The 13,101-nt window shown below is 62.7% G+C and carries 12 protein-coding genes; 2 read left to right on the top strand and 10 right to left on the bottom strand.

Annotated features, from left to right (window positions below):
- Positions 1-12: 12 nt before the first annotated feature.
- Genes CRD15_RS05600 through CRD15_RS05590 form a run of 3 tightly spaced genes read right to left on the bottom strand, consistent with a single transcriptional unit; the run spans position 13 to position 3,628 of the window.
- On the bottom strand, positions 13-1,068 hold the full coding sequence (locus CRD15_RS05600) for a sucrase ferredoxin (protein ID WP_187402112.1): 1,056 nt from the start codon (positions 1,066-1,068) through the stop codon (positions 13-15).
- Between the two features lie 38 nt (positions 1,069-1,106).
- Entirely contained in the window at positions 1,107-2,828 is a 1,722-nt protein-coding gene (locus tag CRD15_RS05595; RefSeq protein ID WP_370546847.1) for a DNA polymerase Y family protein, read from the bottom strand.
- Positions 2,829-2,857: 29 nt separating this feature from the next.
- Positions 2,858-3,628 (bottom strand): hypothetical protein, encoded by a 771-nt coding sequence (locus CRD15_RS05590; protein ID WP_187402110.1) that lies wholly within the window; start codon positions 3,626-3,628, stop codon positions 2,858-2,860.
- A 233-nt stretch (positions 3,629-3,861) separates the two neighbouring features.
- On the opposite strand from CRD15_RS05590, the gene CRD15_RS05585 reads away from it, so the two are divergent.
- Positions 3,862-4,293 (top strand): hypothetical protein, encoded by a 432-nt coding sequence (locus CRD15_RS05585; protein WP_034976979.1) that lies wholly within the window; start codon positions 3,862-3,864, stop codon positions 4,291-4,293.
- A 90-nt stretch (positions 4,294-4,383) separates the two neighbouring features.
- On the opposite strand, the gene CRD15_RS05580 is transcribed toward CRD15_RS05585, so the two are convergent.
- The 6 genes from CRD15_RS05580 to CRD15_RS05555 form a co-directional block, all read right to left on the bottom strand.
- Positions 4,384-5,070, bottom strand: a complete 687-nt coding sequence (locus CRD15_RS05580; RefSeq protein ID WP_187402109.1) for a hypothetical protein — start codon at positions 5,068-5,070, stop codon at positions 4,384-4,386.
- A 158-nt stretch (positions 5,071-5,228) separates the two neighbouring features.
- Entirely contained in the window at positions 5,229-6,818 is a 1,590-nt protein-coding gene (gene guaA, locus CRD15_RS05575) for a glutamine-hydrolyzing GMP synthase (protein WP_187402108.1), read from the bottom strand.
- Between the two features lie 49 nt (positions 6,819-6,867).
- Positions 6,868-7,299 (bottom strand): hypothetical protein, encoded by a 432-nt coding sequence (locus tag CRD15_RS05570; RefSeq protein ID WP_034971147.1) that lies wholly within the window; start codon positions 7,297-7,299, stop codon positions 6,868-6,870.
- 25 nt (positions 7,300-7,324) lie between these two features.
- Positions 7,325-8,491: a GuaB3 family IMP dehydrogenase-related protein gene (locus tag CRD15_RS05565; RefSeq protein WP_034971146.1), complete on the bottom strand. Its 1,167-nt coding sequence runs from the start codon at positions 8,489-8,491 to the stop codon at positions 7,325-7,327.
- Between the two features lie 39 nt (positions 8,492-8,530).
- Positions 8,531-10,066, bottom strand: a complete 1,536-nt coding sequence (gene guaB / locus CRD15_RS05560) for an IMP dehydrogenase (protein WP_034971145.1) — start codon at positions 10,064-10,066, stop codon at positions 8,531-8,533.
- A 181-nt stretch (positions 10,067-10,247) separates the two neighbouring features.
- Entirely contained in the window at positions 10,248-11,498 is a 1,251-nt protein-coding gene (locus CRD15_RS05555) for a DUF4143 domain-containing protein (RefSeq protein WP_187402107.1), read from the bottom strand.
- 156 nt (positions 11,499-11,654) lie between these two features.
- On the opposite strand from CRD15_RS05555, the gene CRD15_RS05550 reads away from it, so the two are divergent.
- On the top strand, positions 11,655-12,053 hold the full coding sequence (locus tag CRD15_RS05550; RefSeq protein WP_034971311.1) for a DUF5319 domain-containing protein: 399 nt from the start codon (positions 11,655-11,657) through the stop codon (positions 12,051-12,053).
- Between the two features lie 43 nt (positions 12,054-12,096).
- Here the strand turns inward: CRD15_RS05550 and CRD15_RS05545 are convergent, their stop codons facing one another.
- Positions 12,097-12,999: a hypothetical protein gene (locus CRD15_RS05545; RefSeq protein WP_187402106.1), complete on the bottom strand. Its 903-nt coding sequence runs from the start codon at positions 12,997-12,999 to the stop codon at positions 12,097-12,099.
- Positions 13,000-13,101 lie beyond the last annotated feature (102 nt).

Genomic DNA, 13,101 nt, shown 5'->3' with positions numbered 1-13,101 from the left:
TTTGTTGTGCGTTTAGAATTCCGCGACCCAGGTCACGGTCTGCTTGGGCTTCTTACCGCAGGAGGGAACGGAGGTTCCGCCTGGGCGCGAGTGCAAGCGGACCGTGATTTCCTTTTCTGGACTGGATTCTGAGCCGACTTCTACGGCAGCTTCTGGGTTAGCATCCGTGCCTGCTTCTGGGGCAATGGTCACGACGCGCACCTCTGTGGCGGAGTCTGCATCAGGGTTCGTGGCCTCTGTGTTTTCCGGCTTGCTCACGCGCATGCTCGCCAGCTTGACGGGGTAGCCTTCGCCAGCCATCTTCTCTGCGACGGCGAGTTCGGCTGCCTGACCGATGGGATCCCACAGGCCGCGGCCACGGCAACCTTCCAGCCACAGCTCGCCCTGCTTGGCGTGTTCCAACATGCTGCGCGCGCCGGCGGTTCCGAGCTGGCCATAGGAGTAGTTGCTAGGCAGCAGGATCATGGAGGGTGCGAAGCGGTGCCCCTTGGTGTGGGAGGATTCCCACACCAGCTGGCCATATTCTGCGGTGAGTTCTTCGGCGACGGGGCGACCGAATACGGCACAGCATTTGTCGCGCTTGCCGTGGGTGCACACCAGCAGCAGGGGGCCGTCGATGCGCTGGCCACCAGCTGCGCCGGGGGCGCTGAGGTCGAGTTCTAGGAGCGCTTCAGGGCCGGAGACCTGCAGGCTTTCGAGAATGGGCGTGGGATCGTCGCCATAACCTTCGGCCCAGCTGATGTAGAGCTGCCGGGTGGGGTTGGCGGCACGCTGCTGGCCTTCGCGACCAGGCCTGCGAATGAACTGCAGTTGGGCGCCGTTTTCGTCGAGGAATTTCTCTATCTTCTTTGAGAGTTCCTCCCCCAGCGCAGTGCCGTCGAGGATGTCGTGTCCCCAATTGGTGACGTACTCGAGAGCGAGGATCAACCGACCGGGCTTGGCGGTGCCCGGCAACGTCTCGTCGGTCCGCTGGGAGCACATATCCGCATAGATTCCGCCGGAGGCCTCAGCGGCGGTAACCTGTCCCGAATTTGGCTGTCCAGCCTGCGCATTTCTGGTTGTTGGCATGGTTCCCAGGGTAGCAAGTTACAAAGAATCCGTAGGGGCTAGTAGGTTGCTTCGATCCGCCATTGCTTTCCTTTGCACACCAGCAAGAATGCGTGCACAGATTCCGATGTACCTTCGCGTGCCGAGACCTGCAGCCGGGCATAGCGCTTCCCTTCCGCCCACCAGTGTTCGTCGACGGGCCAGGGGCCAGCCCAGCCGGTGATGCGGAGCTGTCGGGCACCCCAGCGCAGAGTGTCCGGAGGCGCGCTCATCAAACCCCGGCCAGTGACATGGACGGGGGCACTGTGGCGGTCCAGCAGCATCAGTCTGGCGGCGGGATGCGCAGCGCTGGGGTTATGGGTATCAGCTGCCCCGCTGGCCGGGACTACCCCGCTGGTTGGGGCCCCGATCAGCCCGGGCAGGGGGTGCAGCAGCTGGCCTTCCCACTGGCGGGTCGGCAACGCGGTGATAGCCTCCGGGTCGTCCTCTCCGTAGGGCACAGTGGCGATACGTCGAGCAACGGCACGCCCGCCCCTGTGAATGGGGCGCAGTACCCGGTTCATGCCGATCAGTGCTTGCGCTCGACCGGCCGCGGCGCGGGCAGCGCGGATGCCTTCGTCCGGCCCGCCCCACAGTGGGGTGGCCAGGCTCCCCGCCGGCACGGTCTCCACGGGCACGAGCTCGATACAGGTCACACCGGCGGTATTGTCCGCCCAGTCTGCTTCCCCGCCATGCGCGTCCCCGTCATGCGCGTCCCCACCATACGTGTTTCCACCATGCACGTTTCCACCATCAGCTGCCCCCGCCCGCAGTCGGGTGAGCCAGCCATCGAGTTGCCAGCGCACCCGCTGGGCGGTGTCCTGCTCCGATAGGGGCTCGCGGCAGCGCCAGAGCCGCTCGATGACGGTCGGCCCGGTGTAGTTCGCCGGGGGCTCCAGGTAGGCACGCACGGCCAGGCGCAGGCAGGCCTCCCCCGCGGCGAAAAGTGTGTTGTGCAGCGCGGTAGCTACGTGACGGGCGATGAAAGCTGCGGTTTCGGTGCGTGCGATGGGTTCCTCGGCCTCATAGCGCACCTCCGGTTCTTCACGCCGGCGGGCGGGCGCCACCGCTCTTTCCACGTGTCCGCTGGCTATACGGTGCCATTCCACGGCCTCTTGCCCAAAGCGAGCGGCCACGTCGGCGCGGGGCAGTGCCGCGAAGTCCCGCATTGTGCGCAGCCCCAGCTGCTGCAGCGTGGAACTAAGGTGCGCGGGCGCGCGCAGCTCTGGTTCTATCCCCAGCACGTTGATCGGCAACCCCGCGATGAACGCCGCGCTGCCTCCCGGAGGGATACTCTTCCCCTGCCGTGCTGCCCACACTGCGGACACAAGGTCGTCTGCCACCCCAGCCATGCAGTCGGCATGCACTCGCACTGCAGCGTCCAGCAGCTTCTCCACAGCGGTATCTTCGTCCCCGTAGTATCTGGCCAAAGCGTCCACGGGAAAAGCCAGCAGTCCGGGGCGCAAGGTCTCCACCACTGCGCTGACGTCCTGCAGCGCCGCCAGCACGTCCTCATGTACCGAGGCCTGCCTACTCGGGTCATCCTCCGCGACGTTGAGCTGCGGATATGCCGCCAATGCGTGCCGTTGTTTCATCCCGATCTTGATCCCCTGAGCTCGCGCGGCAGCATTGCAGGCCAACACGCGATAATCGGCGATCACCGCGGCAGGTGCCAGTACGTCCCATCCCCGCGATTGAGCTTGCACATACACCGGCCAATCCGGGAACCACAGCACAGCCACCCGCGCTGTGCTGTTTACCTTCGTCCTACTTAAGCCCACTGCTCTCCTACCTCCGCAGCGCTCTCGGCTCCCATCGCTTCTTCTGCCCCGATCGTCGCCCGCACCGCACTGGGCGGCTGAGCCTTGCCCCATACGCGCCCTTCGACTTCCACGGCACGGATCCGTCCGCTTCCACGGCGCAGCCCCAGCACACCACATACCTGCAGTTCCACGTGCATTCTCGCCTGCGGCCACGCGCGCCCACACACCAATAGGGCACATTCGCTTTTGCGCAGTCGCGCCTCCACCGGCCGCGCAAATGTCGGGGGCACGGCACCGCGCTGCATACCCCGTGCACCCTGTACCCCCTGTACGCTCTGTGCGCTCTGTACGCTCTGTGCACCCTGCCTGCCCGCCGCGAACAGCACCACGTCCATCCCCTCTATCAGCGTGCCTAACACCGCCGCCGTGTGTGGAGTGGAGTCCGGCACCAACACCAGCCTCTCCACGTCACCACCCGCGGCCGCCACTGCCGCGATCGCCAGCCGCGGATAGTCCACCACCGCCACACACATTCCCTGCGCCGTGAGATGCGCCAGCACATCCACCAGCACCGCCGGACAATCCGATATCTGCGTCGCCTGCCCACGCGCCACCCCGCCACCTGGTAGGTGCCCGGCCAGCCATTGTGGCATTGGCGCTACACGCACGCTTTCTTTTATTTGGGACGCCCCCTCCCCCACCGCAGCACTTTTCGCCTCGATCTGCCGCATCTTTTGCCGCAAACTTGCAATCGTCGCCGTCGCCTCGACCTGCGCCATCGCCTTCACCTCCCTTCCCTGTGCAACAAACGCTGCAACCAACTCACGGCAACCAGCACCGCATGTTCTATCAGCACCTGCGGACAGCCCTCCGCCCCACAAACACAGATTAGAACACATGTTCTAACTAAGTTGTGTTGAATATATCCCTCCCCCTCCACAGCGTCAAACGAACAGCCAAAAGCGCAGGTTACAAGGGGCGGGGAATGTGGCGTCACCTAATATGGACAACCATGAGCCAAGAAACCCGCAACGAGCCCGTCATCACCCCACCGACCGCCGTGCGCGCCATAGCCTCGGTGTTATTCGGCCTAGCGGTGGGAATCATGGCCGCTCCGCTCGCGCCAGGATTTCAGGTCATCGTGCTGGTAACAACGGTCGGCGCAGCGCTGCTACTAACGTTTAGCCACCCGTACCGCAAGAAGGTGCGTGAAGAAGTAGAGAAGCGCGACGAGCGCTACCGCACCAGCGCCGCCCAGGTCGCGCCACTATTCCCGCTCTGGATCGCGCTGATGACCATCCCGCTACTCAGCACACGCTCGTGGCTCCTCGTAGCCATCGCCTGGGTAATCGCCGGCGCTTATACCTGGCTTATCTACCCACACATTGACGGCACCGCGCACATCAAGCCAATCGGCACAGCCAAGAGGAACAAGAAGAAATAGCGCTGCAGAAACGCAGCGCGCATACAAAACGGCCCGCACTCCCCAAAATGCCGGGGGTGCGGGCCGAAAAAATTGGCTTTAGCTTCTGAATTAGGAGCCAGCGATCGAGGAACCGGACAGGCTGCCGGACGGAGCGGCGCCCTTCTTCACGACGATCGGAGTGCCGGTATCGAAGGTCTTGTTGTTGTTAACAACAGCGCCGATCTTCAGGCCAGCACCGTTCTTGTAAGTACCTTCCTTCTCCGGGGCCTTCCAGGTGAAGTCCAGCAGCAGCGGAGTGGCGGTATCGACGGTGGGCTTGTGCTTGATCAGCAGGCCCTCCTCCCAAGAGACGTGAACCTCAGTGTTGTCCTTGTTTTGAGTCACGGCGTACTCAGACTGGCCCAGTTGGTGGACAGAGTCGCCCAGCAGGCCACCCTTAATGCGCTCAACCTTGACCAGCTTGAAGCCCTTCGGCATCCACTCAATAACCTCGTTGATGCTGGTCTTGCCCTTCACACCCTGCACCTCAATGCGGGTCTTGACGGTAGCACCCGGAGCCACGGTGGTCGCACCGTGAATCTGCTTGTACAGGTCAACGTTGAAGGCCGGACCACCGACGTTACCCAGCTTCACCCTGTCCCCCTCCGGGGTATCCAGGTCCTTCTTGCCACCCAGGGAGCCAGTCAGGCCTCCCAGGGAGCCAGCCGGAGCAGCGGATGCAACACTCACACCACCGAAAGCCAATGCAGATACTGCGGCAATGGCGGTTGCGCTACGAACAAACTTAGAAGCCATGAGGAAATACCTTTTCTAGGAAAGAACAGAACAGACTGCCGCAAAACGTGCAGAGCACTGCAAGTAACGACAACGCACAGCTTAGCCTAGTTAGCGTAGCAAAATCAGTATTTCGGAAGTTTCTTCTAAAAAATCTCTAAGACAGAGCGAAACCGCTTCTACTCCCACTCGATGGTTCCCGGCGGCTTGCTGGTGACGTCCAGCACCACGCGGTTTACTTCCTCCACCTCGTTGGTGATGCGCGTGGAGATCTTCTCCAGCACGTCGAAAGGAATGCGGGTCCAGTCGGCCGTCATCGCGTCCTCACTGGATACCGGGCGCAGAACAATCGGGTGGCCATAGGTGCGGCCATCACCCTGCACGCCCACGGAACGCACGTCAGCCAGCAGCACCACCGGGCACTGCCAGATCACGTCGTCCAGGCCAGCGGCAGTAAGCTCAGCGCGGGCAATCGCGTCGGCAGCACGCAGAGTCTCCAGACGCTCCTCCGTCACCTCACCGATGATGCGGATACCCAGGCCTGGACCCGGGAACGGCTGGCGTGCCACGATTTCCTCCGGCAGGCCCAGCTCGCGGCCCACCGCGCGAACCTCGTCCTTGAACAGCAGGCGCAGGGGCTCCACCAGTTCGAACTCCACGTCGTCCGGCAGGCCACCGACGTTGTGGTGGCTCTTGATGTTCGCGGTGCCGGAGCCGCCGCCGGATTCCACGACGTCCGGGTACAGGGTGCCCTGCACCAGGAAGTCCACGCTGGATCCCTCCGGGGCATCGGCCAACACGCCCGCAACGGCGCGCTCGAAAGAGCGGATGAACTCTGCGCCGATGGCCTTACGCTTAGCCTCCGGCTCGGTCACGCCAGCCAGCTTCTGCAGGAACGCCTCGCGCTCGTCCACCGTCACCAGCTTCGCGCCGGTGGCGGCCACAAAGTCCTTCTCCACCTGCTCGCGCTCACCGGCGCGCAGCAGACCATGGTCGACGAACACACAAGTCAGTCGGTCGCCGATCGCGCGCTGCACCAGCGCAGCAGCCACGGCGGAATCCACGCCACCCGAAAGGCCGCAAATCGCGCGCCCTTCGTCGCCGACCTGCTCGCGCACCTGCTCAATCAGCTGCTCGGCAATGTTGCCTGCGGTCCACGTCGGCTCCAGCCCAGCGGTTTCCAGCAGGAAGCGGCGCAGCACCTCCTGCCCCTTCGGGGAGTGCAGCACCTCAGGGTGGTACTGCACGCCCGCCATGCGCTTTTCCGGGCACTCGAAAGCAGCCACCGGCGCACCCTCGGTGCGGGCGGTCACGGTGAAACCCTCCGGCGCCTCAGAGACGGAGTCGCCGTGGCTCATCCACACCTGCTGGCTATCCCCCATGCCCTCGTGCAGCACGCCAGCCTCCGACTGGATCTGCAGCTCGGTACGGCCGTACTCGCGCAGGCCGGTCTTTGCCACGGTTCCGCCCATGGCCTGGGTCATTGCTTGGAAGCCGTAGCAGATGCCGAATACCGGCACCCCCAACTCCAACAGTTCGGGGTGAAGCGAAGGGGCGTCATCTGCATAAACAGAAGAAGGGCCACCGGAAAGGATCAGAGCCGCAGGGTTCTTCGCGGCGACCTCGTCGGCGGACATGGTGTGCGGGATGACCTCGGAGTACAGGTTCACCTCGCGCACCCGGCGGGCAATGAGCTGTGCGTATTGCGCGCCGAAATCCACGACAAGTACGGGCCGTGGAGCGGCGGCAGCTGGGTCTTGTTGAGTCACGCCCCTAACTCTAACGCACCTGCGCGCCAGGGAGCACACCGGTCGCTTACTAGCTCCGTCCGTCCACGAAGCGCTGCTTGTACCAATCCATCGACGGTGGGGAGAAAATCAGGGCCAGAGATACCGCAGCAATCACGCCGAAGATCGACGCGAGCCAGAACACACCCGCCTTAATCACCGTGACTGTGATGAACACCAGCGTGACATGCGTGAGCACCAGCCCCGACAAACCCCACGTACGCCCCTGGATAATCATCGCTCCGAACAGCGCGAAGGCAAAAAAGTACAGCCCCACCATCACACCGGTCGCGCCGACGTTCATCTTCACGGTCTCGTCGCCATGCTGCGGCTGGTAGCCCAGGTAGACCACGATCGTGGCGATGATGCCGATCACACCGATTATTATTGACGCCCACGACAGCACCGCCAGCTGCATCGGCAGCCGTTCAGTTGTGCGCTGCCACCACTGGGAAATCTTCATTCGAATCAGTTGTGTTCTTTCTGTACTAACGGACGACCAGGTCGACCTTCTGGAAGCTCTTAATGTCCGTGTAACCACACTTGGCCATCGAGCGACGCAGAGCGCCAATGATGTTCTCTCCACCGATCGGGTTGGTGGTCGGGCCGAACAGCAGCTCTTCCAGTGGCTGTGTCTCGCCCAGACCTACCTCTTCCACCAGGCCACGTGGCAGCTTCGGGTGGCCCGCGGTGGACGGCCAATACCAGTTCGGCGCACCCGCGGAGGCTGCGGTGGCCAGGGGTAGCCCCAGAGAGACAGCATCCGCGCCACAGGCAATGGCCTTGGCTACATCACCGGAATTGTGCAGCGAGGAGTCGGCGATGATGTGAACGTAGCGGCCACCCGTCTCGTCCAAGTAGTCGCGGCGTGCCGCAGCCGCGTCGGCGATGGCGGTGGCCATCGGCACGTCGATACCCAGGGACTCGTTGTTGGTGGTGTGGCCGGAGCCGATGATCACGCCCGCTGCACCGGTGCGCATCAGGTGCATGGCGGTGGTGTAGTCCACCACGCCACCGGCGATCACCGGGATGTCCAGGCTGCCGATGAACTCCTTCAGGTTCAGCGGCTCGCCGTCGCGGTGTACGTGCTCGGCAGAGACCAGGGTGCCCTGGACCACCAGCAGGTCCATGCCGGACTTGATCAGTACCGGCGCGAGCTCACGGGCGTTCTGCGGGGACACACGGACGGCGAAGCGCACGCCGGATTCCCGCACCTTGTCCAGGCGCTCCTGCAGCAGGTCCACGTTCAGTTCCAGCGCGTGGAGGCGCTGCAGCTCCGCGTTGGCGCCGTAGAGATCTGGGACCGAGGTGGCGTCGCTCCCCTGCTCTTCGAATAGGAAAGCCTCGGCCTTTCGGGCAGCTTCAACAACCCCGCGCAGGGCCGCGTCCAGGTCATCCACGCGCCCCCACAGACCCTCGGCGTTGATCACCGGCAGGCCGCCAAGCTGGCCGAACTCGATGGCGAACTCGGGAGTGACGATCGAGTCGGTCGGATGCGTCATCACGGGGATGTCGAAGGAATAAGCGTCGATTTTCCACGACGTATCCACATCGTGCGAGCTGCGGGTGCGCCTCGACGGCACAATGTCGATCTGGTTCAGGCCGTACACCCGGCGCGCGGTGCGCGAGCGTCCGATGTCCACGTATTCCTGCATGAAGGGCGTGCTCCTTTAGCGTGCTTAAGCTGGCGTGCTTTAGCGGTTCGGGTTGTAGTTCGGCGCTTCCATGATTCCCTGCACGTCGTGCGGGTGGGATTCACGCAGGCCCGCGCCGGTGATGCGCACGAAGCGCGCATTCTGCAGCTCCGCGATCGTGGCCGCACCGGTGTAGCCCATAGCAGCGCGCAGGCCGCCGACCTGCTGGTGCAGAATCGAGCTGATCGAGCCGCGGAACGGCACACGGCCTTCGATACCTTCCGGCACCAGCTTCTCCTCGGACTTCACATCCGCCTGGAAGTAGCGGTCCTTGGAGTAGGAGCGCTTCTCGCCGGTCAGGCCACGTCCCTGCATGGCGCCCATGGAGCCCATGCCGCGGTAGCGCTTGTACTGCTTGCCGTTGATGGTCACGATCTCACCGGGGGTCTCGGCCGATCCGGCGAGCATGGAGCCAAGCATTACTGTGGACGCCCCAGCGGCCAGCGCCTTGGCGATGTCACCGGAGAACTGCATGCCTCCGTCGGCGATGATCGGCACGCCAGCCTTCTTGGCCGGGACGGATGCCTCCATGATGGCGGTGATCTGCGGGGCGCCAACGCCCGCGACGACGCGGGTGGTGCAGATGGAACCCGGGCCAATACCGACCTTGATGGCGTCAGCGCCGGCCTCGATCATTGCCTGTGCTGCCTCGCGGGTGGCCAGGTTGCCGCCGACAACGTCCACGCGGTCACCGAATTCCTTCTTCACGCGGGAAACCATGTCCAGCACGCCGCGGTTGTGTGCGTGGGCGGTATCGACAATCAGGACGTCCACGCCGGCGTCCACCAGGTTGCCTGCGCGGGTCCATGCGTCCTCGCCGGTACCGATGCCGGCGGCGGCCAGAAGGCGGCCGGAGGAATCCTTGGCTGCCAGCGGGTACTGCTCGCGCTTAGCGAAGTCCTTGACGGTGATCAGGCCGGTCAGCTTGCCAGCACCATCGACGATCGGCAGCTTCTCTACCTTGTGCTCAGACAGCAGGCTCAGGGCGGCTTCGGCGGACACGCCTTCTTGGGCGACGACCAGTGGCATGGGGGTCATGGCCTCGGAGACCTTGCGGCTGAAGTCGGTCTCGAAGCGCATGTCGCGGTTGGTGAGGATGCCGACCAGCACGCCTTCGTCATCCACGACCGGCAGGCCGGAGATGCGGTAGCGGGCGCACAGGTCGTCTACTTCCTGAATCGTCATATCCGGAGACGCGGTAACCGGGTCGGTGACCATGCCAGCTTCGGAGCGCTTGACGATCTCCACCTGCTGCGCCTGATCCTCGATGGACAGGTTGCGGTGCAGCACACCGATGCCGCCGTGGCGAGCCATAGCGACGGCCATGCGAGCCTCGGTGACGGTATCCATCGCGGCGGAAGCCACCGGAATGTTCAGGTTGATGTTGCGGGTGAACTGGGTGGAAGTATCCACGCCAGAAGGGATCACCTCGGATGCGGCGGGCAGCAGTAGGACGTCGTCGAAAGTCAGGCCGACCAGGGCAACCTTGTTGGGATCGTCACCCCCGGTGGCAACTGGGTAGATTTTCGCGTTCATCTCAGGGTTCGTCACGGTTGCCCGACCTTCCTCTAGAAATTGCTGGTAGCCAAACCCTCCCGGACGAGATTGCCAGGGGAGTTTTCGCCGTCTTGTCGCTGATGTACTACAGAATAACCCTTTGATGCGCCTTTTTGTTTGCCGGGGTTGAGTAGTCGGGTAGCGCGCGACGTGGTTCGAGCTACGGCGCCAAGTGCGCCAGCGAAGTGACGAATACACCACTTGGCAACTGAACGCTCAAGTTGCCCCCTGTAACAATTAGTAGAAGCGGGGGTGTGTCCCACGTAAACCTGTCAGCAAAGGCCAGTAGGTTCTGGGCAGCCTTGTCCAGCACTTGGGGGCTTTGCCCCAACTTGATCTCCACCAACACTGTCTTGCCCGCCATCTCGAAAACTGCATCCACCTCGAGCCCGGATGCATCGCGAGCGTGGAAGATCTGCCTGCCCGAAAGCGCGCGCAGATCATGCACCACCTGGGATTCGAACATCTGCCCCGTGAAGTCGAGGTTCTGCAATAGCTTCCCCGGAGTCGCTTCTAGCACTGCTGCGGCTAATGCAGGATCTGCAAGGTGGCGCTTTGGAACCTTGCGCAGGCTGGCACGCGAGCGTAAATGTGAGGACCAGGCGCGCTGTTCTTCGGCAATGAAAATGCGCTGCAGGGCGGTGAGGTACTCGCTGGCGGTTGCTCGATCAATGTCTATATCTGTAGCGATCGCACTGATGGACTGCTCCGTCCCTACGCCACGCGCAAGGGAACGTAGGAGTGCCTGAACTTTCACAGGATCCCGGCGCCTACTGTCGGTGACATTAATGTCTACGTGCGCTACCGTTTCGGCATAGCTACGCAGGTTCTCTTGCGCTGCGGCCGTGGAAAAGTGTCTATTCCCGGGCCACCCACCGTGGGCCATACGATCAATAATCTCTCGCACGTCCAGCACAGTTTCGTTATTGTGCGCTAGTCCTCCTTCTTCCACCAGCTTCGCCAGGGAGACAGCCCCGTTTGAATGCCCAGACTCGAAGAAGCTGAAGGTCTGCATCCGCAGCCGCGCGATCCTGCCGGCTCCTGAATGGCGGGAATTCTCCTCCCCCGGCGCCGTTGAACCCGTAAGGATGAATTGCCCCGGGGCTTGCCGCCGATCGATCTCGTGCCGCACCAGATTCCACAGTCGGGGTTCTTCCTGCCATTCGTCAAAAACGCGCGGGGTTTCACCCTGCAGCGCCAGGTCCGGAAGGGTATTGAGCTGTGTCTCTAGATTGAGATCCGTGTCCACTTGCACGAGGCTGCCTGCAACTTGCCTTGCCGTAGCAGATTTGCCACAGCCTTTAGGCCCTTCGATTAGCACCCCACCGGCACGCGCCAGGGCGCTCCTGAGTCGTTCGTCTTCGACCCTCGGCAGGTAATTTACAGCTTCTTTACCAGGCACTTTATTCACATCCCGCAGATTGTAGCTATTTCATCCCACAGTTTATCAGCGTTTCATCCCGCAGCTTGTAGTCATTTCATCCCGCAGTTTGTAGGCAGTTGGCGTTGTTGTCCTCTACCACCGGCCACAGGGTACGGTGTTTGTGTGAGCTTTAACCACGATCAGATGCCGCCGGACCCTTTCGCCGATGACCCAAACGACCCAGCGTCGTTCCTGGATCCCGACGAGTTTGATGAGTCCGTTCCGCCGCTGTCACCCGATGAGGTTCAGGCTCTACGGGAGGATTTGAAGAACGTTCGGGATTTCCGCAAGCTTCTAGAACCCCGCGGGGTGCGGGGCGTGGCGATGCTGTGCGAGGACTGCGAAGAGAATCACTTCTACGACTGGGACATCATCGAGTCCAACATTCAGACGATGCTGAACAACGAGCTCGTCCCCGTACATGAGCCATCCGCACAGCCGAATCCTCACGATTACGTGACGTGGGACTACTGCCTCGGCTACGCGGACGCGATCGATTTCGCGCTCCACGGCCTGCGCCCACCATTTATGTGGGGCAAATAGCCTGCAGGCCGAACAGTCAGCGGCCCTTAAAGCAAGCAGCTAACTATTTGTCTGCTGGCTCATCACTACCGCCGGCTCGCGGCGCCGTGTAGTCAGTGAGCGTCGGCACCTTCGGCTGCGCGGGCACGGTGGTGCTTTGCACAGCGCTAGACGTGCTGGTCGGCTTAGGCGACTTCGTGGTCGTCGTCCCGTCAACGGTGCTGGTCGGCCCGGGAGCTCCCAACGGCATTGCCGGCTCGGCACCCTGAACCGGGGTGCCCGTTCCACCCAGGAGGATGGTCGTCGTCGGAATCTCCGCTACCGTTGCCTTGGGTGCCGACGAGCTCGCCGCGCTTGTCTTCTTCGGCTCATTCTTGGGGCTTCGCTTACTGCTGACCTTCTCTTCGCGCTCGCCCTTGTCACCTTCCGCAAGGTTCTCTTCGTTGGTGACGCCACCTCGTCCGCCGGCTACCCCGTCACCGGAACCCTCGAGGCTCTGCACCTCAGCAGTGCCCTCCTTGGCTGCTGTCTCACGATTGATGTGCGGATCGTGCGAGTTGGAGTACGCCGCGTACCCCAGTCCACCCACGGCAAGAGCGGCAGCTACGCCACCTGCAATGAGCATGCTGGTAACAGAAAGCCCCCCGGCCGCTGCGGCCTTTGCACCAGCACGCAGGAAGCGAGAATTCCCCTCGGCGGACTCCCCCGATTCCTCTTGCGCGCCAAAATCGCCATACGCAACATTGCCGTCATCGGCAACGAGATGGCTCATATCTGGCGCAGGCGGAATATCGCGGTAGAGATCCTTACGTGCGTTAGCAAGCTCTGCGAAAACCGGATCATGAGCGTCGAAGCTCTCGGTCTCCGGAATGGGTTTCCCCTGCCCGATCGCGTCAAGAATGCGATCGAGATCCAGGATCGAGGAGAAGTTCTCCTCGTATCCCTGGGTGTCGTCATTCTGTGCCATAGCGCTAAGCTCTTTTCGTTCTGATCGCTACCTGGCGGTAGCTAACAATTTATACCCTGACTTCGCCTCCACGCCACACGCGCTATCCACTAGCCGGGGCGC

It is taken from the genome of Corynebacterium sp. LK28, assembly GCF_014335105.1.
In the GTDB taxonomy this organism is placed as follows: domain Bacteria; phylum Actinomycetota; class Actinomycetes; order Mycobacteriales; family Mycobacteriaceae; genus Corynebacterium; species Corynebacterium macclintockiae.
This window is presented reverse-complemented; position numbering and strand designations above follow the sequence as displayed.